Annotated in this window: 23 protein-coding genes and 1 tRNA gene; 11 read left to right on the top strand and 13 right to left on the bottom strand. The window is 61.3% G+C overall.

The window, feature by feature from the left end; genetic code table 11:
• Positions 1-32 precede the first annotated feature (32 nt).
• The gene (locus C8J46_RS14745) at positions 33-602 is read left to right on the top strand and encodes a hypothetical protein (protein ID WP_207894184.1); all 570 of its coding nucleotides are present in this window, start codon (positions 33-35) and stop codon (positions 600-602) included.
• A gap of 40 nt (positions 603-642) precedes the next feature.
• Here C8J46_RS14745 and C8J46_RS14740 read toward each other — a convergent pair whose 3' ends face one another.
• Positions 643-831: a hypothetical protein gene (locus C8J46_RS14740; RefSeq protein WP_132740625.1), complete on the bottom strand. Its 189-nt coding sequence runs from the start codon at positions 829-831 to the stop codon at positions 643-645.
• 756 nt (positions 832-1,587) lie between these two features.
• Here C8J46_RS14740 and C8J46_RS14735 point away from each other — a divergent pair.
• On the top strand, positions 1,588-4,755 hold the full coding sequence (locus C8J46_RS14735) for a YadA-like family protein (RefSeq protein ID WP_165886561.1): 3,168 nt from the start codon (positions 1,588-1,590) through the stop codon (positions 4,753-4,755).
• Positions 4,756-4,961: 206 nt separating this feature from the next.
• A complete protein-coding gene (locus C8J46_RS14730) occupies positions 4,962-5,195 on the top strand; it encodes a helix-turn-helix domain-containing protein (RefSeq protein ID WP_132740619.1) in 234 nt (77 codons plus the stop codon).
• A gap of 140 nt (positions 5,196-5,335) precedes the next feature.
• Here the strand turns inward: C8J46_RS14730 and C8J46_RS14725 are convergent, their stop codons facing one another.
• From C8J46_RS14725 to C8J46_RS14715, 3 genes are read right to left on the bottom strand one after another with little or no spacing between them, the layout of a single operon-like run.
• Positions 5,336-6,604 carry a Y-family DNA polymerase gene (locus tag C8J46_RS14725; RefSeq protein ID WP_132740616.1) on the bottom strand — a complete coding sequence of 423 codons (1,269 nt, stop codon included), beginning with the start codon at positions 6,602-6,604 and terminating at the stop codon, positions 5,336-5,338.
• Complete coding sequence (gene umuD / locus C8J46_RS14720; RefSeq protein WP_132740613.1) at positions 6,601-7,077, bottom strand: translesion error-prone DNA polymerase V autoproteolytic subunit; 477 nt, start codon at positions 7,075-7,077, stop codon at positions 6,601-6,603. The genes C8J46_RS14725 and umuD overlap by 4 nt, the downstream gene beginning before the upstream one ends.
• A 3-nt stretch (positions 7,078-7,080) precedes the next feature.
• Positions 7,081-7,284 (bottom strand): hypothetical protein, encoded by a 204-nt coding sequence (locus C8J46_RS14715; RefSeq protein ID WP_132740610.1) that lies wholly within the window; start codon positions 7,282-7,284, stop codon positions 7,081-7,083.
• Positions 7,285-7,419: 135 nt separating this feature from the next.
• On the opposite strand from C8J46_RS14715, the gene C8J46_RS14710 reads away from it, so the two are divergent.
• The 4 genes from C8J46_RS14710 to C8J46_RS14695 all read left to right on the top strand — a co-directional run bounded on the left by C8J46_RS14710 (position 7,420) and on the right by C8J46_RS14695 (position 9,408).
• Entirely contained in the window at positions 7,420-7,656 is a 237-nt protein-coding gene (locus C8J46_RS14710; RefSeq protein ID WP_132740607.1) for a hypothetical protein, read from the top strand.
• Positions 7,657-7,658: 2 nt separating this feature from the next.
• Positions 7,659-8,075, top strand: coding sequence for a hypothetical protein (locus C8J46_RS14705; RefSeq protein ID WP_243643408.1), 417 nt, complete (start codon positions 7,659-7,661; stop codon positions 8,073-8,075).
• A 320-nt stretch (positions 8,076-8,395) separates the two neighbouring features.
• On the top strand, positions 8,396-8,614 hold the full coding sequence (locus C8J46_RS14700) for a hypothetical protein (RefSeq protein WP_132740604.1): 219 nt from the start codon (positions 8,396-8,398) through the stop codon (positions 8,612-8,614).
• A 389-nt stretch (positions 8,615-9,003) separates the two neighbouring features.
• On the top strand, positions 9,004-9,408 hold the full coding sequence (locus tag C8J46_RS14695) for a hypothetical protein (RefSeq protein ID WP_207894183.1): 405 nt from the start codon (positions 9,004-9,006) through the stop codon (positions 9,406-9,408).
• 1,359 nt (positions 9,409-10,767) lie between these two features.
• Here C8J46_RS14695 and C8J46_RS14690 read toward each other — a convergent pair.
• From C8J46_RS14690 to C8J46_RS14680, 3 genes are all read right to left on the bottom strand, one after another.
• A complete protein-coding gene (locus C8J46_RS14690; protein WP_132740601.1) occupies positions 10,768-11,121 on the bottom strand; it encodes a hypothetical protein in 354 nt (117 codons plus the stop codon).
• A 265-nt stretch (positions 11,122-11,386) separates the two neighbouring features.
• Positions 11,387-11,635 (bottom strand): hypothetical protein, encoded by a 249-nt coding sequence (locus tag C8J46_RS14685; RefSeq protein ID WP_132740598.1) that lies wholly within the window; start codon positions 11,633-11,635, stop codon positions 11,387-11,389.
• 1 nt (position 11,636) lies between these two features.
• Positions 11,637-12,056: a hypothetical protein gene (locus C8J46_RS14680; RefSeq protein ID WP_132740595.1), complete on the bottom strand. Its 420-nt coding sequence runs from the start codon at positions 12,054-12,056 to the stop codon at positions 11,637-11,639.
• A 406-nt stretch (positions 12,057-12,462) separates the two neighbouring features.
• Here C8J46_RS14680 and C8J46_RS14675 point away from each other — a divergent pair, with 406 nt between their 5' ends.
• Entirely contained in the window at positions 12,463-12,879 is a 417-nt protein-coding gene (locus C8J46_RS14675) for a hypothetical protein (protein WP_132740592.1), read from the top strand.
• A gap of 2 nt (positions 12,880-12,881) precedes the next feature.
• Here the strand turns inward: C8J46_RS14675 and C8J46_RS14670 are convergent, their stop codons facing one another.
• The gene (locus C8J46_RS14670; RefSeq protein WP_132740589.1) at positions 12,882-13,088 is read right to left on the bottom strand and encodes a hypothetical protein; all 207 of its coding nucleotides are present in this window, start codon (positions 13,086-13,088) and stop codon (positions 12,882-12,884) included.
• A 275-nt stretch (positions 13,089-13,363) separates the two neighbouring features.
• Between C8J46_RS14670 and C8J46_RS14665 the strand changes: the two genes are divergently transcribed.
• Complete coding sequence (locus tag C8J46_RS14665) at positions 13,364-14,449, top strand: helix-turn-helix domain-containing protein (RefSeq protein ID WP_165886560.1); 1,086 nt, start codon at positions 13,364-13,366, stop codon at positions 14,447-14,449.
• Positions 14,450-14,691: 242 nt separating this feature from the next.
• Here C8J46_RS14665 and C8J46_RS14660 read toward each other — a convergent pair whose 3' ends face one another.
• On the bottom strand, positions 14,692-15,525 hold the full coding sequence (locus tag C8J46_RS14660) for a DUF4145 domain-containing protein (RefSeq protein WP_132740583.1): 834 nt from the start codon (positions 15,523-15,525) through the stop codon (positions 14,692-14,694).
• 237 nt (positions 15,526-15,762) lie between these two features.
• Between C8J46_RS14660 and C8J46_RS14655 the strand changes: the two genes are divergently transcribed.
• On the top strand, positions 15,763-17,325 hold the full coding sequence (locus C8J46_RS14655; protein ID WP_132740580.1) for an ATP-binding protein: 1,563 nt from the start codon (positions 15,763-15,765) through the stop codon (positions 17,323-17,325).
• A gap of 378 nt (positions 17,326-17,703) precedes the next feature.
• On the opposite strand, the gene C8J46_RS14645 is transcribed toward C8J46_RS14655, so the two are convergent.
• A complete protein-coding gene (locus C8J46_RS14645) occupies positions 17,704-18,045 on the bottom strand; it encodes a hypothetical protein (protein ID WP_132740574.1) in 342 nt (113 codons plus the stop codon).
• A gap of 267 nt (positions 18,046-18,312) precedes the next feature.
• On the opposite strand from C8J46_RS14645, the gene C8J46_RS20880 reads away from it, so the two are divergent.
• Complete coding sequence (locus tag C8J46_RS20880; RefSeq protein ID WP_165886559.1) at positions 18,313-18,801, top strand: hypothetical protein; 489 nt, start codon at positions 18,313-18,315, stop codon at positions 18,799-18,801.
• Between the two features lie 416 nt (positions 18,802-19,217).
• Here C8J46_RS20880 and C8J46_RS14635 read toward each other — a convergent pair.
• From C8J46_RS14635 to mrdA, 3 genes are all read right to left on the bottom strand, one after another.
• Positions 19,218-19,293: transfer RNA gene (locus C8J46_RS14635), tRNA-Lys, on the bottom strand.
• Positions 19,294-19,449: 156 nt separating this feature from the next.
• Positions 19,450-20,514: a rod shape-determining protein RodA gene (gene rodA / locus C8J46_RS14630; protein ID WP_132740894.1), complete on the bottom strand. Its 1,065-nt coding sequence runs from the start codon at positions 20,512-20,514 to the stop codon at positions 19,450-19,452.
• A 38-nt stretch (positions 20,515-20,552) separates the two neighbouring features.
• Positions 20,553-22,595, bottom strand: coding sequence for a penicillin-binding protein 2 (mrdA, locus tag C8J46_RS14625; protein WP_207894194.1), 2,043 nt, complete (start codon positions 22,593-22,595; stop codon positions 20,553-20,555).
• Positions 22,596-22,611: the final 16 nt, after the last annotated feature.

Raw genomic sequence — 22,611 nt, 5'->3', positions numbered from 1 at the left:
CCTGGGGAGGCCGAATCAGGAGGGGTTATCTTATGAAATTTACAATTGGCGCGCTTGCGTGCGCGATTACTTTCGCTGTGCCTGCGGTTCAGGCGCAGACCGGTCCAATCGCGACCGCGGCTACCACGTCCGGAACGCTTCGTGCCGGAACCTCGGTTCCGCTGAAGATGGCCGAAGGGCTGACTACGAAAGGCAAGAAGCTCAAGGTCGGTCAACGCTTTCAGATGGAGACCGCGGAGGCTGTTACGGTCGACGGCAACGTCGTGATTCCAGCAGGTAGCCCTGCGACCGGCGAGATCACCGAAGTCCGTAACAAGGGCATGTGGGGCAAGTCCGGCCGCATCAACGGCCGCGTCCTGTACGTGCGTGCGAATGGCCGGCAGATCCGCATGAGCGGGTCGATCGACGACAAGGGGACCACGGGCACAGCAGGTGTTGTCGGCGCAGTAGCACTGCTCCCCGTAGCAGGCTTCTTCATGACCGGCACCAGCGCCGAAGTCCCGCTTGGGGCACCGGTGACTGCTTTTATCGACGAAGACGTCTCGGTTGCGGTCGTTCCGGCGAGCGCACCGATGATCGTCACTGCGCCGGTCAAGAACTGACCCTGCGAGCGCGGGTGTGATCGCCCGCGCTCGTCTAGCTTCAGACTGGCTTGGCGCCGGCCGTGCCACACTTCGCGAACTTGCCATTCGCGCTCTTGCATCGGATCGTCTTGGCGGGTGCCTTTGGGCATTTGGTGAAGCGCCCCTTAGCGTCCTTGCACGGCGCAGCCATTGAGGGTGCCCCGACGAGCAGCGACAGTGAGGCGGCAGCGAACAGCAGTTTACGCATCTGGCATTCTCCTGCCCGATAACCGGGCAAGGTAAAACTGCGCCGCTCAGTGGCGGGCGTCAAATGGGCTTTCCTTTATCTCGTTCGACGGCGACCGCGCTTTCGTTCCAGCGCGGCATAATGCGCTCCGACCCCCGAGTACGGAATCATATCTCGGTGTTGTTCGAGTGGCGCGATACTCTGCTGATCCATGATAACAGCCATACACGCGGCCACCTCATTTTTGAGGGACGGGCGGCTGCTATGCCGTGTTGCTGCCCCTTCCCGTGGGGGTGACGCCTAATGGCAACAGCAAGATCTCTAGAGACGTGTAACTTAATTCAAAATGAGCCCTCTTCTAAAATCATATTGGTGAATAAAATGATCTCCACGCTCGATAGTATCAAAACGGTTGTAATAACCCTAGATCCTTACTTGCGACAAATAAAACCAATTTGGTATTTACTGTCAATTAGGAGGATTCCGTACCGAATGGCATCAACTATCTGTTAGTGGATTCGATGTTCTCTTGTGATCAACGCCGCATGAATGGCGCAAAGGAGACATCGGATGACAAAGAAATCCATTTTGCTTGGGAGAACCGCGCTTCCAATCCTTGCCGCGACTGTGATCGCAGTAGTATTTTCTACCCCAGCCAGCGCAGCATGCGTCACCCTGCTTGGCCAAACCATTTCAGTCGATCTTCTTGGAAACGTTTGCTTGGGCGGGGCTCAGACCTCGCCAGGCGTATCTGGCGGATTGGGTCTCGGCGACGGCGTGCAGATCGGAGGCACGCGCGGCATCGGCATCGGCACGGACGCAACGATCTTAGCGCAGGACGGCGTGGCCATCGGCGCGAACACTGACATCCTGACCGGCGCCATCGGCGGTATCGGCATCGGCGCGGGCGCCCAGGTCGGGGGAATCAACGGCATCGGCATCGGCGCAGGATCGAGCGTGCTGAGCCAGAACGGCATTGGTCTGGGCGCCGCGGTGAACATCCTCGGCCTCAACGGCATCGGCCTGGGCCTGGGCGCCAACGTGCTGGGTGACAACGGGATCGGTCTGGGCGTCGGCGCTAGTGTGCTGGGCGGGAGTGGCATCAGCATCGGCGATGGATCGGCGTCCAACGGTATCGCGGGCATCGCCATCGGCGCGAACGCGCTGTCTCTACTGGACGCCGACGTGGCCATCGGCCTCGGTTCGATCGCAGGCGACGCGCTCGATCCTGTCGGCAACAACACGGCGCTCGGTGCGGGCGCGAACGCCACCGGCGGGTTCTCTTCTGCCTTCGGCGCCAACGCCACCTCCAGCGGCTTCGCCTCGACAACGGTCGGCGCAGGCGCGGCGGCGACGGGTGACGGTTCGCTAGCTCTCGGCTTCGGTGCCGTGGCGGCACCGCCGAACAGCGTCGCTCTCGGGACGGGTTCGGTCGCGCTTGCGACCACGCAAGGCACCGGGACGTACCTCAGCGGCGTGATCGGTCCGGTCGCCGGCGTGCAGTACGACACCAGCACCGGGACCAACGTGGGCTCCGTCTCGATCGGTGCGGTAGGCGCGACCCGTCAGCTGCGTAACGTGGCGGACGGCGTGTTCGCAACCGACGCGGCGACAGTGCGTCAGGTCGCCAGCGTAGCCGACCAGACCAACGTTGCCCTCAACGCGGTCAACGGACGCGTCGATGCTACCAACGCCAATCTCGGAGCGCTCAGCACTCAGGTCGGCGTCAACGCGGCCGCCGTAGGCACGCTAGGCGGCCGCATGGGCGCAGCCGAGGCAGCAGTAGGCACGAACACCGCAGCCATCGCCGGGCTCGATACCCGCGTCGGCGCCGCGGAGACCAACCTGACCGGCGTGACAGGACGTCTTGGCGTTGCCGAGACCAGCATCGTTACCGCCAACAACGGCATCGCCGCCAACGTGGCGGCGATCGGTGGTCTTGATACGCGTCTCGGCACGGCGGAGACCGCCCTCGCGTCCAACGCGACTGCGATCGCCGCTAACGGAGCCGCGATCACGGGTCTGGACGGGCGCGTTGGGGCGACCGAGACGGGCCTCGCCGCCAACTCTGCCGCAATCACCGGACTGGACGGCAGGGTCGGCGCCACGGAGGCCGGACTTGCCAACAACACCACCGCGATCGCAGGACTGGACGGTCGCGTCGGTGCGACTGAGACCGGCCTTGCTGCCAACGCGACGGCGATCGCCGCCAACGGCGCCGCCATCACCGCACTCGACGGACGGGTGACCGCCACGGAGACGGGCCTTGCGGCGAACTCTGCCGCGGTCACCGGTCTGGACGGTCGCGTGACGGCTAGCGAAACGGTCGGTGCGCAGAACTCAGCTGCGATCGGCACGCTGCAGGGGCAGACGACCGCGAATTCGACTGCGATCGCGGGTCTCGACACCCGTGTGACCGGACTGGACGGACGAGTCACCACCAACGAGCAGCAGATCGCGGTCAACACCACCGCCATCACCGGGCTCGACGGTCGCGTAACTGGTCTGGACGGGCGTGTGACGGGCTTGGACGGGCGTGTGACAGTCAACGAGCAGCAGACCGCCAGCAACACCACGGCGATCACTGGCCTCGACGGCCGCGTCACAGCCAACGAAGGCGCAATCGGCGACGTGCGCAGCCAGGTAGCTGCGACCAGCGCCACGGTCACCGGTCTCGATGGACGGGTGACAGCCAACGAAGGTGCGATCGGCGACGTGCGGACGCAGGTGGCGGCCACCAACGTCGCCGTGACTGGGCTCGACGGACGGGTGACCGCCACGGAGACCGGACTGGTCGCTGTGGCGGGTCAGACGGCGGCGAACACGTCGGGTCTCTCCACCCTTCAGCAGAACATTGCCAACGGTACGGTCGGCATCGTCCAGCAGGATCAGACCACCCGCACGATTGCGGTAGGCGGCAGCACGGACGGCACGGTCGTGAACGTGGCCGGCACGCAGGGCGACCGTACCGTGACGGGTGTCGCGGCGAGCGGCCGCGCTGACGCTGCGGTCAACGGCGGTCAGCTGGCGGCGGTGGTCTCCACCTTTGGCGCGGGCGCCACGCTCAACGCCGACGGATCGATCACCATCCCGGCCTATGCTGTGCAGGGGCGGACGTACGCAAACGTGGGGAGCGCGCTCGGCGGTCTCGACGCCAGCCTGACGACGGCACGGACGCAGCTCGACGCCATCAACCGGACGGCCGACGGCGCGTATGTGGCGATCAACGGCACCGGACCGGTGGCAAATGCGACCGGGGCCAATTCGGTGGCCATCGGCACGGGCTCGACGGCCAACGCGGCGAACTCGGTCGCGCTCGGCGCAGGAAGCACGGCGGATCGCGGCGCACAGACCAACTATGGGGCGACGGGTCTGCAGACTGCGCAGAATTCCGTCGGTGAAGTCTCCGTCGGCTCGGCTGGGGGACAGCGGCAGATCACGAACGTGGCGGCCGGCAGCGCGCTAACCGACGCCGTCAACGTCGCACAGCTGCAGGGTGTCGCGGCATCGGCGGTTCAGTACGACCGGACGGCCTCGGGGGCTCCGGACCGCTCTTCGGTCACCTTTGGAACGCCGTCCGCCGGCGCCGTCCAGCTGCACAACGTGGCTCCTGGCACAAGCGGACTCGACGCGGTCAACCTGAACCAGCTGGCGTCCGTCGACTACGATCTGCGCAACGACATCCGCAGCGTGCGGACCGAAGCGCAGCGCGGAACGGCAGTAGCGCTGGCCGCCAACGGCATGCGCTTTGACGACCGTCCGGGCCGGACCTCGATGGGCGGCGCAGTCTCGTACTACAAGGGAGAGGCGGGCGTGGCGCTTGGGATCGGGCATACGTCAGGCAATCAGCGCCTACGTTATAACGGTGCGGTTAGCTTCAGTCCGAACGGTGGCAGCAATGTCGGCGCGGTAGCCGGCGCCACCTTTAGCTTTGGTGGCGACTGACACTAGCAGGGACGGGCATCCAGAACGCCCGGGTGTCCGTCCCGCTAATAGGGCTGCTCAGTAGAAGATCGCGGCGATAAGGAACTGCTCGTGTTGAGCAGCTTGAACCAACAGGCGTTGTGAGCCGCGCTAAGCGGCGTGGTCGTCTGGCAACAATTTAATTACACTAAACTGATCCACCGACAGGTAATCATAGGATAAGCCACATGGTCACCTTCACGAGCCGCTCCCCGCCAGGAACACGACTATCTCACGAACGGCGACGAGCTCAATTGATTGATATTGCATGGTTGATCATCGAAGAAACCGGTGAGGAATCACTGACATTTAAAGAAGTTGCAAGTCGTGCTAAGATAACGCCTCCCGTCGTTTATGCTTATTTTCTGGACAAAAATGCGCTTATCAATGAGGTAAAGCAGAAAAAACGTGGCTCGGAATAAGCGCAATCAGTCACGTTCATTCCAGCAGTCACAACATTTACGGCCGTCATCCGCCCCGGCAACTAATGGCACGAAAGATGGCGAGCCGTGCGTAGAATCGCAAAAGGCAGGATCGTCGGCGCACAGAAGCAGGGCGTGAACTAAGCGCGCACCGTCGGCACCTCGGAGATGTTGGTAGTCCACGCCGGCGATCGCATCTCCGAACGCATCTTCCACTCGCGCTTGAACCCCTGCGACGCCGTCACCGCGGTCCACGTCCCGAACTTGCCGTTGATCGCATCGAGCGCCCCCATCAGCCGGTCGCGTTTTGCCGTATCCTCCTCGAACAGCGTGCGTGGTCGATCCTCCTCGGGAAGCAGATCGTCGAGCATGATGCCGGCTTTCGTGTACGCGTAGCCGTCGCGCCATGCCTTCTCGGCACCGCGCCTGGCCGCCGCGATAAGCTCGAGGCTGTCGTTCGTCATCGGATGCAGGGTCACCATGCGCGATGCGCCGTACTGAGGCCGGTCGGGCTTATGCTTGTTCGTGTGGAAGAACGCGGTCAGTCGGGCCGCAACCAACCCGTGCAATCGCAGCTTCTCCCCGGCGCGCAATGCGTATTGCGACAGCGCGCCCATCATCCGCTCGAAGTCGCAGATCGGCGTTCCAAACGACCGCGTGACGGCCATGCCCTTCCGCCGTGGCTCGACCGACTCAACGGCGTTAGACGGGACACCGCGCAGCTCGGCCACCAGCCGCTCGAGAACGACCGTGCCTACAGCGCGGGCCTGCTTCATCGGCATGTCTCGCAGGGCGCCGGCGGTGTCGATGCCGAGATCAGAGAGCTTGCGCGCAGTCGCACTGCCGACGCCCCAGACGTCGCCGACGGCGAAGGCGTGCATCACATCGCGCCGTACGTCGTCGTCACGAAGATCGGCCACCCCGCCGAATTCCGGGTTCTTCTTGGCGGCCGCGTTTGCCAGCTTCGCCAGCGTCTTGGTCTCAGCGATGCCGACGCATGTGGGTATCGTCGTCCATAGCTGGACCTGGGCACGCATCGCGTTCGCGTGCGCCACCAGATCACGGCCCTCGAAACCCGAGAGATCGAGGAACGTCTCGTCGATTGAGTATATCTCGAAGTCACGGGCGAAGGACTCGCAGGCGGCAATCACTCGACGCTGCATGTCGCCATAGAGCGTATAATTCGACGACCGCACCTGGATGCCATGCTGCTTCACCTTGTCGCGCAGATGGTGGATGGGGTCGCCCATCTTGATCCCCAACGCTTTCGCCTCGGCCGATCGTGCGATGGCGCATCCGTCGTTGTTCGAGAGGACAATGACCGGCACGCCGACCAAGCTGGCGTCGAAGGCGCGCTCGCAGGAGACGTAATAGTTGTTGCAGTCGATCAGGGCGATCGGCGTGCTCATGCCATCTTGCGCGCGACGCCGACGACCGTGCCCCATATCTCGACATGTTCGTCGACTAGGATGTCAGCGAACCCTTCGGCCTCTGGGACAAGCCAGTGGCGGCCATCAACGTAGCGCAGACGCTTCAGCGTCCGGTCGCCGTGCACCAGCGCCACGACGATCGAACCGGCTTTCGCCTTCTTGGCGCGGTTCACGACGATCATATCGCCATCGTTGATCCCGGCGCCCGACATGGATCGGCCATCGACGCGCATGATGTAGCTGGCGGCCGGATGCTCAACGAGCCATGCGCCCAGGTCGATGGGTTCCTGCATGTCGTCCTGTGCAGGCGACGGGAACCCGGCCTGAGTGTGGACGAGGAAGAACGGCACTTCGCACGGCACCAGTTCGAACGGCACGTCGTGAAGCCGTAGCGCATCGTCACGACGGTTCAGCGGGACGACGACCGGGCGGCCTGAGTGGGTTGCGGGCATGATCTAGAGGATCGCGGCGAAGAGGAGCTGGTCGTGCTGCGCAGCCAGGACGGACCGTGCGTCCTGAGCAGCGCCGACGGCTTGCCGGTACTCCACGGTCCCCAATCGCTCGGCCTCGTCGAAGCTGAATGGAACGGGATCTATCGGCGGATAGACGTTGTCGTATATCGCGCGGGCAGCCGCTCTAAGCTGCAGATCATGCTGCATTTCGTTGCTCCATCAGTGTCGAGTCGCCGCGAGCGGCATCCCCATAGCTAGGCGCGATCGTGATTGATTCGCAAGAACATTGCGGGAACATCCATCCGGTGCGATGAGCGGTCCGACGATTCGAAGGACATGATCATGACCGATTACGACGACGACCAGCAGGAACCGAAGCCGGCGTTCGGGAAGTGGCTGCTGTCACAGCGCGACCGCGGCGATTGGGTTGATGGTATCGCCGACGCTGCCCGCGCTGATCGGACATTCCCGAAGAACGGCGACCCCGAAGCGGTGCGCGCGCATCTGCGCAAGCAACAGGCCGACGGCGATGCGTTCGCGGCAATCGACGATGCCGAGAGCGACTGGATGGCCGTTTAGTCGTGCTGTTCGTCATGCTGGCCCTGTCGACAGCGACACTAACGGCGCCATTCTCCTGCACGGTGACCCGCGTTCATGACGGCGACGGACCCTTGTGGTGTTCAAACGGCATCAAGGTCCGAATTGCGGGAGTTCAGGCCCCGGACTTCGAAAGCGCTTCACCTTGTCGGGCAGCGGATCCGCGGCGGGTAAACTACCGCTGCGACAACACCGCCGCTAAGCGCAGCCAGCAGATCGTCGAGCGGCTCGTGCTGCGCAGGACGCTGCGATGCGAGGCGACGGGCAAGAGCTATAGTCGCATTGTCGCTCGGTGCACGCTGCCGGACGGACGATCGCTGTCCTGTGCGGCGATAGCGTCCGGCGCCGCGGTTCGTTGGGACCGCTACTGGCGGCAGTACCGCATGGGTGAGTGTCGGTAGTCTACCGGTCGCAATGGAAGTTGTAAGACAGGGGGAGGTCGCACGGTCGGGGTAGAAGGCATCGCGCCACACGGACAGTAGCGCGAGGCCTCTGAGCCTTGCTGCCTACTGATAGCCGCCGTTTTCTTCACGCTCTTTGGCAGCGTCCTCCTGCACCTTTTCCATTTCCTCAGCCTCTTCAGACTGGGGCGCGTCGTCGGTTTTTGGATCGTCGATCATGGTTATCTCCTCGCCTGTCCAACGCGCGGCGCAGCTTTCAGGTGCAGCGACTCGTTACCATCCCCGTGTCCATGATGCCGGGCGCGATATGGGAGACGACCATGCGATTTGTTCAGATCGAGACGCTGCCTTCGGGCAATGCACTCGTCGACATCGACAAGCTGACCCATGCGGTGCCTGAGGGCGAGGGGTCGCGCTTATTCCTCGGGGCTCAGCACATCGACGTTCCGCATTCGCTGTCCGAGCTTGAGAATGTCCTGGCCGGCCGCGATCGCACTGACGATGGCGAGAACAGCAGGGCAGGGTTCGGCGTTCGGTAAGGTTGGATGACGCTATTGGCACTATCGGCGCTATTGGCACGGGGCCTTTCTGTCGATCCGCGAGCTATTGGCACTAATGGCGAGCCTTCGCTACGTAACCAAAAATAGGTTCTATCTATCTATATATTTACAGGGCGAAGGCGACGGCTCGGGAGCGAGATAGGCTCCATGCCAATAGCGCCAATAGTGCCAATAGGTCGGCGCAGCTCTGTTTTAACAGGGGGATAACAGAGAGGCGGCGGTGATCTTACACCGGGATTACACCGGGCCCGCCGCCTTTCTTGGCTCCAACGACGGCTGCAGTGGTTCACTAAAATAGTGAAATGTAGTGAACGATTTTCACTCGCTGACGGCGCTGGTGGCGCGCTCGAACCTCTGGGGGCAGTCTTATGCCGATCAAGATAGTCGCAGATGACCGGGTGCCGCAGTTCTTGGCGGATGCTTTGGGCGTCACGTTCTCCCAGCCATTCGTAACGATGGGGATAGAGAAGGGAGGCAGGATCTGCGCGGGGGCGCTGCTCAATTGCTTCAACGGCGGCAACGTCAATCTAACTGCGGCGGGTACGGGGTGGACGCGCGCCTTCCTCAATGAGCTTGGCGCTTATGTGTTCGGCGCTCTGTCTTGCAACCGGATGACGATCGTAACGGCGCAGGTTCATGTTGCCGAACTAGCGTGCCGCTTGGGGGGCAAGCCCGAAGCCGTGATGCGCAATCACTTCGGCCGCGGGATAGACGGGATTGTCGTGGGGATCCTGGCGCACGAGTACCGCTATGGGAGTGGCGCACTCGCATAGGACAGTTTCAGGACACTATGCGCGCGCGTAATATAAGGGGCGGCGGCGCCGCTTCCCGCAGGTTTTAATAACGGCGGATAACGGGGCACGCGTCCGTAAAGGGCGGTTTGCGTGCTGGCTCCAGGCCGCAGGGAGTTATCGGAAGCCGTATATGGCGGGGTCGGCAACAAGGTTTTGCGGCACTGTAAAACGGGGCGGGTCAGAGGTTCGTGCCACTAATTTGAGCGATCAGTGGGGCGAGTTTCACGCTTCCTGGGGAAAGCCTAAAACTCGGGTGAGCCCGCGGGCGATGGACTCGTAGCCAAACATCGGGAACAAGCTGGCGCGGGGAAAATATCAGCGGTGCTTTTGATCTAATGCCTAGAGGCTATCGGTACGCAGTCGCTGCAGCTCTCGGACTATCGCCCATAGCATTCGGGCTGGGGGCATACCTTACCCCGTCAAATCCCGTCGCGCCGGACCGGTATCAGAGCTACCGATACGCCGCCGACAAGCCAGTAGAGGTTGAACCGGCCACTGCCAAAGCGGGCGCCATACCCTTAGAACATCGCACCCCATGCCAGGAACCAAAGGGTAAGGACGAAAGCGACCTTTGCGCCCAATGGCGCGCCGCTGAGGCCGCGGAGAATAGCGCGCTTTGGGCAAAGTGGGGTTTCTGGATCGGTGTAATCGGCTCGACGCTGCTGCTCTGGCAGATCATCCTTACCCGTCGCGCGGTTAAGGACACTGGTGAGGCGACAGAGGCAATGCGGGAGGCAAATAATATTGCTCGTGACGCATCCGCGAGGCAGCTCCGTCCTTACTTGGTGCAGGCCCCTATGGAGCAAGCCATTCTCAGCAGCGCGGACGGCGAGAGTTTAGGCGTTCAGTTTGTTATGAACTTTACGAACACGGGGGGACCCCGGCAATCGATGTTGAGGTATTCGCGGCGCATAAGATTATGCAGTATGGATCAATTCCAGCTTTTACCCCCAATATAAGTGAGGGTTTACGCGGAGCGGTAGGCGCCGGCCTACTCTGTCCATGCTCACCGCAATCTATCGGGACCAGCGACTTTGACCGACTTAAAGACGGGAGTCATGTTGTATGGCTTTACCAATACTGTGACTACAAATCTATGCACACTGGCGACCAGCGCTTTATTAGCGAGACGACTATGCGCGTGAACTACATGGGATCCGACGCTAATGGGGCGCCGCGCTGGGGAGGATCGATAGCAGGCCCTCGTAATACAATGTCCTGATTTTTCAGATTTTTCACCTAATAATAGCCTGCTTTCCTCCAACCGCTTAATATTTCATCGACAATCAAGCCGATCATGTGGGTCCCATAGCGCCAGCGTCACTTAGGCAGCTGTGATTAGTTCGTTCGCGCCATACCTCTTGCCACGCCTTCAAACCGTTCAACCATTTGAAATATTGTGTCAGTCAGCTTCGACATTGTCGAACAGACCGCGCCGGTCAGAAAATATCCATCTGGAAATACGACGCCGGGCTTCTCATCAGAGAATGATAGGCCATCGTTCGGGTTGTTGACGTAAGACATTTGGGCGATCGGTTCGCCTTCCCTTAAGGCAACGGTCGGTGCGCCCATAGGTGAATAGGTCCGAAAGCCTTGTTGCTTGAATCGCGCAAAATTTTCCCGCTCCTTAACAGCGTCGGCCGGTAACTCACGCAAACGCTCTTCGAGCGCGGATAACAACATCGCGTCCAAGCTAACCCCCAGCACGGAGTATTGGGTGGTTGGGAGTACCATTCGATGCTTGTCATGGTTATTCAGATCGTGAAGTCCTCTGAGCATCGGATTGCCCCCTTTGTAGGGTTGATACTCGCATACCAGGTCAACAACCTCTTTTTCTCGTCCATTCGCTCGATCATGCGAGCGGTGAGACGGGCGAGGATCGCACGGGGCAGGCTGGGAACGGACGCTAGCAGCACGTCCAGCGGGGTTGCGTCATAGGCGGGGGCTCGGCTTGCCATTACAGTGTCCCTCCGTTCTGGCGGCGCTCTATGGCGGACCGCACGGCTTCGACGCGATCGGGGTGGCCGATCAGCGGGCGCATCAGATCCTCAATGTCGACCGTCGCGCATTCCTCGACCACCAGCCAGAGCTTGCGGCCGGACGCGAGGGCATAGCCTCCGCCGATCGACACAAGGGCGCCGAGCCATGCGGCGGGGTCGAAGGCGGGGACGGGCCGCGCCGCCCCCGGGTTGAGTTGGGTTGCCATATCAGCGGCCCTTCTGGGCAAGTAGACGGCGGGCGTCGGCAAGCACCAGCGCCATGTTGCCGTCATTCTTTGCAAGGTCGCGTTCCTCAAAGAACGCCAGCTTGGCTTCAAGGTCTGCGAGGTTCGACGCCGGATAGGCGCACACGGCGTCCTCGGCTTCGACCATGATCTCTAACAGACGGTCGCTCTCTTCGCAGCGAGGGCCGATGCCGGAAGTTTTGTGCACCTGGTCTATGGCCCGCGCGCGGCGGTGATTGGCGGCGATCAACTTGCGCGCGCGGATCACGTCGCCTTTCTTGCTCGTCCGTGGGTTGCTCTCGACCAATTCCTTCGCGAGCTGGATCGCATGATCGTTGTAAGTCGCCCAAAAGGTGGGTGACCCGCGCCATACCGCTGACGGCGCGATGACCGCGTGAGGCACGGCCTCTTTCGCCGCCAGCCATCGCCGGCGCGTCGGCGTGAAAACGGTCTCCTGATAGTGATCCAGAATGCGTTCCGCGGTCGCGAGTTTAGCAAGGGCATGGCGTAGGCCGGGGCTAATGCTCGTAGGCGCTGCGCCCTTTGCCTGCGACGCCAGTGCAACGCCCCCGGTGACGATCGACGCGCCGGCTGCGTAGGCGGCTGCGGTGGTGCCGAAGCGCAGGAGGTTGCGACGTGTGGTGTTCCAGTCGCAGCTTGCCGAGAACGCCGGGCGCCTACGCTACAGTTCGAACCCGTTTGAAAGCGTACTCGGGACCCCGGCAATGGAGCAGCGCCTGGGCACGCTATACCCTGAGGGAGGGGACGACATTGCGCGCCTACTGTCGCAAGCTGACATGGAGCGCCAGATGGCAGCATCGAGCAATCGCCTTATCGGCAACTCGATGACGGCCGAACGGCAAACGGCGGATCAAGCGTTCCAGGGCGGCGACTGGCTTGGACCGGCTGCGGAGGTCGGCGCCAACGTCCTGCTAGGGCAGGTCCCGATCGGCACGGCAATTCGCGCGGGTGCCTCGCAGCGCGCGCGGGATGCCATCACGCTAGGTCTTGGTGCACGAGCAACGGCGAAGGCTGAGCAGATCGCACCAGTCGCGCTCAACCCGGATCCAGCCGCGACGATCGCTCAGCTATTGTCCCTCGACCAGCGCCGGCTTGCAAACCGCGAGGCAGCTAGGGCGCTGGAGGAACGAGGCCAACGCTACGGGAGTAATTCGGGGTCGTCGGTTGCTGCGGCGCTCATACCCTACGCCGCGGCGGGGCGGTGAAGCTACTTCGTCGCCCCGTAAACCGCGCCGACGATCGCCAGCAGGATGCAGAACATTCCGAAGTAGGCGACCCAATCAGCGGCGCGGTCGACATTGTGGACCAGCCCGGACGGGCGCCACACGCCGCCACGTAGTTTCATCGGCACGGGTTCGCCTGCGCGCTTGGCTTTGAAGCTGTCCCACCAGCCGCCGATAAGGCGACGAAGCAAGGGGCCTCCGAAACATGCAGCGAGAAAGCTCATGCAGGCGGCATAGCCTTATTTGTATCCGGAAGAAAGCGAACGGCGCAGCAGGCTAATGCTGGCCAATGGGGCGAGGCCCCGCCTCAGGTCGCTAACTAATACTACACAGCTCGGCGGGCGTTTCAGTCGGCTCGTACCGAATCTGTTGAGGACTTTGCGCCTTGGTGTTCCCTTCCGTCCTATGGGACTTGGCGGGAGTGCCGCGCATGGCGAGAAGGTCAGACGAAGATCAAGGTGTCCGTATGGCAAAGAGGTACGCGCTTTACAAAGCCGGCCTTAGCGACCGGGCAATATCGCGAGAGCAAGGTGTTAGCCGAACCACTATACAGGATTGGCGTCTTCGCAACGCGTTCCCAGTCAACAGCAATCCAAATGTGCCAGCAAAGGCCAAGCTCCGGAACGCTGAAACGTCGATCGAGCTGCCTCCCGAGCATCATAAAATCTCTCCTGAGCGCATGAAGCTCCGTCGTGAGCTTTATGACGCCGGCAATACGGATTCAGTCATTGCGGAAGCGGTGGGTATCCGGCCCAATAGCGTGTTCACATGGCGCCAACGGAGAGGCCTGCCGCCCAATTTACCGCCGGGGCGAACCTTGCGAACTTCTGAGCATCTAGCCTTCATCACCCCAGATCTAAAGCGTCGCGCTGTTGCGTTATTGAAGCGCGGCGTCGGCGCTCCGATGATCGCGAGAGAAATGGCCACTACGGTAAAGTCTGTTGAAAGATGGTATACAGAGGCTCTTCTCGGCACGCCCTACGTTCGACAATCTGGAACAACCCGTCGAAGTACCCCGCGCCACCCAAGTGGTCGGGCGTATTCCAAGATGCGCACGGATCGTAGAGCCCGAGCATTCGTGTTGTACGCGGACGGCCTCGACGACTACGAGATAGCCAAAGATCTTGGCGTCCATAGGGAGCAGATCTGGGAATGGCGACACGCGCTGTTTCTACCCTCAATCGGGAAGGCTTGGCGGAAGCACGCGGTTAAGCCAAAGCCGAAGCTGCTTGGTGCGGCCATCTCACCGATGTCGAACCCGCTCTACGCGCACATTGTTGCCTCGATCGGACGTGGCATAGCCTCGGATCTAGTCGACGACGCGGTTTCGGACATTTGGCTTGCCCTCGCTGAGGGGCAGCTTTCACCTGATCAAATCAGCGCGCAGGCGGGAAAATTCCGAAACCGGGTAATCAGAAACTACGCCAGCAAGTTCGGCACGCGATCGTTGGACGAGGACATTGGTGACGGTGACGGCTTCCGAATGCTCGACTTGCTGAAAGATCATGGCTCGTCTGACTGGTTGGAGGAGATGGGGGCCACGGTTTGGTGAGGTGCGGCAACGAAGGGCAGGGGGCCGTTTCAGTGATCCCATAAGTACCGCAAAGGATGCATAAAATGCATTCCGCGATAGCTGAATTTGCAATCGCCACGACGCGGTTGGCCCGGCATAAAGACTGAGCCTTTCAGGCATCCTCTCCTAAAAACTTTCAGGGTCGCCTTGGCGGCCCTTTCTTTTTGCTTGCGCCAGACCGTACGCCAAGTCCGTCAGGTTCAGGCCAAAGCGCCAGTCAGCTACTTGGCCGCCTCCGTCGGCGGACTGGGAACCCCTCCCGCGCTATATGGCGCCCCCCGGTCCTCACTGGCCAAGCTCGACGCACCCGTCTCCTGTGGGCCTAAGCCCTTTGGTCGCCGAGCCTGCCTCGCCGGGATGTCGGCTCCGATCTCAACAGCTTGTCGACCATTAACGATCACGCGCTGCACGAAATTCTCTAAGACATCCAGAAGCCGAGCAACCTGATCTTGTTCAGCGCGCCAGCCTTGATGGGCGGCAGCGTTGCCTGCGTTCACTAAAACAGTCAGGCTATCGTACTCCGATTTTCCGATATAGTGGCCGACTTGAAGCGCAGTTATCTTCTCAACGTAAGTCATGGCGGGATCGATGTCCAATAGCGCGAAGCAGCGATCCAGCGTACTTCTTAATCCAATTAGTGAAAGCGTCAGACTTCCCGCTTCAATCGCCCCATAAGTTTCCTCGAGAATGCGACGTAGTTCGGCATCTAGTTTACCCTCTTTCTCTATCCAGTTTGGCCGTTCACGAAGGGAAGGGCGCGGGAATGTAGCTTTGGTAAGGTTCGCCTGCTGCTGCTCTTTCCCCCAGTGATCATACCACTGGTCATAGTCATTTTCGTCCCACGCGCTGGTCTCGTAAAAAACGGTATTGCAGCCCCGGCATTCAAACAGACTATGGGTGACGCCGCCTGATGTCGAATTGCCGCTGCGATCCGAATACTCCCATGGTCGGTATACCCGACCATGCAGATCACAATTTTGCTCTCGACCGCACGTCGGGCAGTGCGACTTCTCGCAGGTAATTACCAGTTTTGTGTCACCAGCGACTTCAGCCACGAAACATCCTCGACATAGCTTCTAAACCTGAGCGACCACCGGGTGCTTGTCCAGCCACATACTAACCGTCGATGCCTCCCGCCACTGAGCCCCGGCTATGCCCGTGCGGCACGGTTGGCGCTGTTCTTCGCCCACGAATCCCAGCATAGTAGAGCATCGAGCTCGTCACACAGTGTGCGAGGAAACGAAAATCAAGGGGTAGTGTGATGAGCAGGTGCTCGTCACACCAGATATGGTATGGCAGGCGAGCAGCTTTCGTTATTCGGATTTGACAAAAACCACGCGGCCACCTGGTCCCCCCGTGACCTATGGCTCAAGCTGGACAGCTTGAACCTAGATGCGTTTCTCGAAGACAGGCGACTTGAACGAAAATCGGCTCGTAAGATCCATTTTGACATTCTGGCCGAATACCTAAGCATGTGGTCGAACACGGTGGATGGCGGCATCGTTTTAGTCGGCGTCGAGGACGATGGCACGGTTTCTGGATGTGCAAATCTAAGTCAAGACCAACTGAATAACCTTGAAAAATTTCATCTCCAGAAGTGCCCTGATGCTGCTCCTGAATCCCGTCGGATCGCTACACCCATCAACGGGAAGCCGGACTTCGTCGTCTTGATGTACGTTCCTTACAGAGGTGTTCTCGTTGAAACCAACAAGAACGAGGCTTTCATACGGAGGGGCGATACGAAGCACCGTATGTCTCCTGAGGAAAGAGATGATTTTCGGTCTACTCGTCATGAGCGGTCGTGGGAGCAACGTCCGGGCGGTATGTTTAATTATCCTAGGGACTTTGACGCGGCTATCATTCAGGAGTTTTGCGATAACTTTAGAGAGCGGGAGGGGAAGGACTGGTCGAATGAAGATGTCTTAGTAGACCGGCATCTACTGCTGCGGGATGCTGATGGAGTCATACCCCTCAATTGTCTCGTACTGTTTGCGGCGAAAGATCCGCGTTATCAACATGCTGGCTGTAGATTGCGCGTGCAGCGCTTTGAAGGCACCGAGGAAGGCAGCGGGCAGACTTTCCGCCCCCTCCGAGATTATTACGTTGAAGGAAATATCCCGGCAATATTGCAGAAGGCTGGCGTCAGTATCGCTGACCTAAACTACAACGTGACATGGCTGAGCCGTGACGGCAAGTTTGTTACTACGCCAGAATACCCGCGCCATGCTTGGCTGGAGGCGATAATCAATGCGCTAGTTCACCGGTCTTATAGCTTCAGTGGTTCGGAAATAACCGTAAAGTTTTTCTCGGATAGGCTGGAGATTGAAAGCCCGGGAGGTTTTGTGCCGCCCGTTAATGCTGAAAACGTGTATCACCATAGAGCGTCCCGCAATCCACACTTGATGGAGGCTCTCCGTTATTTAGGGTTTGTCCAAATGACGAGAGAGGGAACGCGCCGGATGCGAGAAAGTATGGAACGGTACAATCTTCCAGCTCCAACATTTTCGCAAGAGACTATGCATGGAGTATCTGTGCGCGTAACTCTCCGGAATGACCACCAGACGCGGAAGCGATCTACAGATAAAGACGTTGCGACATATTGCGGCGTAGATCTGTGGAAGCAGCTGGCAGAACACGAGATTCAGATTGTAGGGTATGCATTTAATAACGGAACCATCCAAGTTGCCGAAGCGGAACGCCTGACCGGGCGCCGGTGGAGCACTTCAAAGAAAGACCTAGATAAGCTGGTTACAAAAGGCCTTCTCACTTTCGAGGGTCCAAAATATCAGCGCGATCCTAAGGCTCATTATAAGATAGTCGACCGCGGATATGTGACCGAAGGAATGTTCGACTGAGGATGTCGTAAGTTTTCGAAGCTCTGCGGCTTCGGTACCCCGACCCTACTAGGCTACTGATCGAAGCGAGATGTTCTGTGGCGATCACATCGCGCTTATTGACCCCCAGCGCGACGGCCTTGATGCCGAGACGGCGAAGTGGATATAATAGGCCATGGCGTCCGAACACGAGCTATGGGCTATCGCGCTGAAGGTCGAGCGAGACCACGGCGACAGCGCACCCCGACACATAGCTCAAACGATTGGAGCCGCTGCGATCGCCGGCGAGTGGGACACAGTGACGATGTGGAAGGCCATAACTGCCCGGTTCGATCAACTCCGGAACCAGCCTTATCATCGCGCATGATCGTCACCCGCAACGTCGGATTGCCTCGATGTTCACTTAAACCCTGCCAAACGCCAGAGCACGGGTGCGACCGCTCCAATGACCGTCCCGGTGATGATCATGCGCGCCGCCATTTTTTCGGCGTCGCGATATAGGCCTTGGATGGCAGACTCGACTTCCTCGGAGTCGTCGATGTTGGCACCTGTGGTTCTAGATAGCGGTTTGAGATCTCTATCGACCCGATCACGATAGGCGGCGCCGAACCGCCAGACTCCAATCGCAACGAACACCCCGTTTACAGCGACTACCGTGTCGATCTGCTTCGCGACCAGGCCGGTCAACGTCCCTGCAATCCAGCACGCCCAGATCATACCGTCATTATGCGCATCAAGCATGCCGAGACCCTCGACATGTAGGCGGCGCGGAGAATGCGTCAGCCGACGCGCGGCGTGTGATCGAGCGAGGGAGGCTCTAGCGGCGGCAACCGCCTTCTTGCTGGGTCTTGGCATTCCGCCAGTATGCGGAGCGGATGGGTTTAGCGCCATAGGAAGTCGCGTGACGTGCGATAACGACATTCGGAGCAAGGACCCGATGCTGCACGCGAAGCGCCAGTTGTACCGGCCGCGATCCTCACTTTAAGGCGGCAGCGCTACTCACTCCGAGTGCCTGTTCGTGACCGGTCGCGCATACACGCTGCCTTCGCCCTGCGGTCGACAGCCAAACGCTCTAAACAACTCGGCATCATCGCGACGGCGTGGCTGAGCGGCAAGCATGTCGCGTTGTATGGCAAGGCATCGCCTTTCATTGGCGACGTCTACTCGCTCGAGCACGTGACCGAGTGCCGCTACGGCAAACAGGGTGGCGCCGCCGAACAAGAGCCAGCGTTGCCAAGTGTATGCCTGTCCTGCGCGCCGATTTGCGTTGTTGAAGGCGTCTCTGGTCTCGCCAAACCGTGGGTGTCGCTCGCCGCCCTCGTTCATCGCTCCGTTCGCCCGGATAGCGTCAAAGACGGCGTGCCCGCGGGCAACACCGGCAAGAAAACTACCTGCCCAGGCCATCCCGGCCACAAGCGCAATGGCGGCAGACTTAGACGGCTCCCACTGGCTAACCTCATGCGCACCGAACGCGATTGCCGCGACCGTGAACCCTAAAAAAAGGTTGGAGAGCCGATTGGACTCTTCGTTGGCAAGCTGGCGTAGGTTCATGACAGCTAGACTAACCCGGCCCACCGATGCGCGGAAGGCCCTTAGGGAGCAGTACGCACCCGCGCCTGCGCGCATTTGTAGGGTTCGTACGTTGCGATACCGCGACGACGGGCGGCACTGTTTGCAACGCCAGAACAGCCGAGCGGCGGCGCAGACGTTTGTCGCGCGCTGGTACGAACGTCGCGGCGCGATACCGCGTTATTAATAGCAATGTTGGTCGGTGCCTAGGCCGGGCTTGTGACGAAGCGCGACGGGCCGAACTCACACACCGTGGGTACCGGGTGGTTACACGGTGAAAAAAGGGAGGGGTTTCGCTCGAGAGTGAACGGCCTAGAAACGGCAGTTTCCCGCGAGTTTGAAGGTGGTGGACGCACTTGGGCTCGAACCAAGGACCCGCTGATTAAGAGTCAGCTGCTCTACCAACTGAGCTATGCGTCCATTCCGGGGCGGTTTTGAGTGGCGCCCTGGTGTGGCGCCCCGCTGCTGGAGGCGCGCTGTTAGCAGACTCATCGGGACCCGCAACCCCCTTTTCGTCGATCCGAGTCCGTTTTGGTCAAATACGCGGTCTTTTTACGGATCAGGCCGCTTTTCGACCTACCAACCGACCGTCTTGCGGTTCTGGCGGTCGATCGACATCAGGATGCCGAGGCACAGCAGCACGGTCATCTGCGCCGAGCTGCCGAAGCTCACCAGCGGCAGCGGGATGCCGACGACGGGCGCCAGGCCCATCACCATCATCAGGTTGATCGCGACGTAGAAGAAGATCGTCGTCGACAGCCCGGCCGCGGTCAGGCGGCCGAAGCGGGTCTGCGCGCGCTGGCCGACCTCGATCCCCCAGCGGATCACCAGCAGGAAGGCGAGGATCAGCAGGCAGCCGCCGACCAGCCCCCATTCCTCCGCCATCGTCGCGAAGACGAAGTCGGTATGGCCCTCGGGGAGATAGTCGAGATGGCTCTGCGTGCCCTGGAGGAAGCCCTTGCCCCAGATTCCGCCCGAGCCGATCGCGATCTTCGACTGGCTGATGTGATAGCCGGTGCCGAGCGGGTCGCTTTCGGGATCGAGGAAGATCAGGATGCGGTTGCGCTGGTAATCGTGGAGCAGGAAGTTGATCGAGAGCGGGATCGCCACCGCCGCCGCGATCGCGCCGCCGACGAACAGCCGCAGCGGGATGCCGGCGAGGAACATCACCGTCGCGCCGCCCGCGCAGATCATCAGCGCGGTGCCGAGATCTGGCTGGAGCATCACCAACGCCGCGGGCACGCCGATAAGCATCGCCGCAGGCCAGATCGCGCCGAACCGTCGCGTCTCGTTGGGCGGGAGCATGTCGTAGAATTTGGCGCAGGCGAGCACGATCCCGGGTTTCATGAACTCGGACGGCTGCAAACGGATGAAGCCGAGGTCGAGCCACCGCTGCGACCCGCCCGACACTTTGCCCAGCACCTCGACCGCGACAAGCGAGACGACGAGGATAGCGTAGGTCGGCAACGACCCCGCCTTCCAGACGCTCTCGGGGACGTAGGAGAGCCCGATCGCGCCGGCCAGCAGCACGAAGAAGCGGATGCCCTGCGACAGCGCCCAGGGGTGCAGCGAGCCGCCCGCTGCGGAATAGAGCACGATCTGGCCGAAACAGCCGATCGCGACGACCAGCAGGATGACCATCCACGGCAGCTTGGCGAGCGGTTCGGGGACGATGCGGTTCACGGCTGACGGTCCCTTGAATCATCTTCGGCGACGGTATTGCCGGGCGTGGTGAGGGCTTCCTGCGTCGCGTTGGCCATGTCGGTGGCGTTCTCGACCGCAGGCGCGTCGCTGGGGACAATCGCGTCGGTCTTGGTCGCGATCGCCGCAGGCGGCGCGGATTGCGCCTTTCGGTACGTCTCCGCGGTCGCCGCCATGCGCGTGCGGATGTCGCCGCCCCAGGTCGGTTCGACCTCGGCGAGCGATTTCAGCGCCCGCTCGCGGTCGAGCATATAGGTCATGATATCGCGGCCAATCATCGGCGTGTCGAGATTACGCACGGTATGGCCGTTATGTTCGAGCACCACAGCAAGGGCATAGCGTGGATTGTCGCTGGGCGCGAAACCGATGAACAGCGCATGATCGCGCATCTTGAACGGCAGCTGGCCATTCTTGAGGACGCCCGACCGCCGCTCGGCCATCGTGATGCGGCGGACCTGCGCGGTACCGGTCTTGCCAGCGATCGCAACGCCGGGGATCAGCAGCTTGGCCGCGCCGCCGGTGCCGCCCTGGTTGATCACCCCGAACATCGCATCGCGAACGCGCGCGAGATGTTCGGAATCGATCGCGAGGGCAGGGGAGTCGCGGTGCACCTGGCCGGCGAGAATGCTCGGCTGCAACGCGCGGCCTGAGGCGAGGCGAGCGGCCATCACCGCGAGCTGCAACGGGTTGGCGAGCACATAGCCCTGGCCGATCGACGCGTTGAGCGAATCCGCAACGGTCCAGTCGTGCTTGTACTTCTTCAGCTTCCACGCCGGATCAGGGACGGTGCCGTAACGCTGCGTCGAGAAGGGCAGGTCGAACTTCTGGCCCATCCCCAGCGTGCGCGCGATCGGCGCGATCGCGTTGTAGCCGACCCGCCGCGCCATCTCGTAGAAATAGATGTCGCAGCTCTGCATGATCGCGTTCTTGAGATCGAGCGGACCGTGGCCGCTCTTCTTGTGGCAATGGAACACGCTGGTCCCGAGCCGCATCGCCCCCGAACAATTGACGCGGGTCGACGGATCGACGCCCGCGTTCATCAGCGCGAGGCCGTTCATCGGCTTCACGGTCGAGCCCGGCGGATACAGCCCCTGCGTGACCTTGTTCATCAGCGGCACGTGATCGTCGTCGCTCAGCATCTGCCATTCGAGATGGCTGATCCCGTCCGAAAAACTGTTCGGATCGTATGCCGGCATCGACACCATCGCGAGCATCTCGCCTGTACGGGTGTCGAGCACGACGACCGATCCGGAGTTCGTGCCGAGCCGCCTTGCCGCGTACTCTTGAAGCCCCACGTCGATCGTCAGCCGTGCTGTCTTGCCGGGGACGTCGGGCTTGGTCGCGAGTTCGGCGACCAGCTTGCCGCGCGCGGTGACCTCCACGCGCTTTGCACCGGCGACCCCGCGGAGCTCGGTCTCGAGCATCTTCTCGAGCCCGTCCTTGCCGAGCTTGAAGCCGGGCGTGACGAGCAGCGGGTCGCGCGTCTTCTTGTACTGCTCGGCGTTGGGCACGCCGACATAGCCGGTCAGGTGCGCGACCGCGGCGCCCGCCGGATAGCTGCGCGCGAACCCGCGGGTGGGCGCGACGCCGGGCAGTTCTGGCAGCCGGACGCTGACCGCGGCGAACCGCTCCCAGTCGAGATTCTCCGCCACCTGGACGGGCTGGAACCCGGCCGCGTGTTCGAGGTCGATCGCGATCCGTTCGACTTCTTCCGGGGGCAATTGGAGGATGCGGCCGAGCAGCGGCAGCACGCGCTCCTTGTCGCGGAGGCGGTCGGGGATGATGTCGACGCGGAAATCGGTGCGGTTGTTGGCGATCGGCACGCCGTGGCGGTCGACGATCCAGCCCCGACGCGGCGGCAGCAGCGTCATGTTGACGCGGTTGCTCTCCGACATTTGCGTGTAGCGTTCGTTCTGCGCGATCGACAGCCACGCCATGCGGCCGGCGAGCAGCAGCCCGACGCCGCCTTGCGCCGCGCCCAGCATCCACGCACGCCGCGAGAAGCTGTACGCCTGCGACATCTCGGTGACGATCCGC

The organism is Sphingomonas sp. PP-F2F-A104-K0414, assembly GCF_004340945.1.
GTDB lineage: Bacteria > Pseudomonadota > Alphaproteobacteria > Sphingomonadales > Sphingomonadaceae > Sphingomonas.
This window is presented reverse-complemented; position numbering and strand designations above follow the sequence as displayed.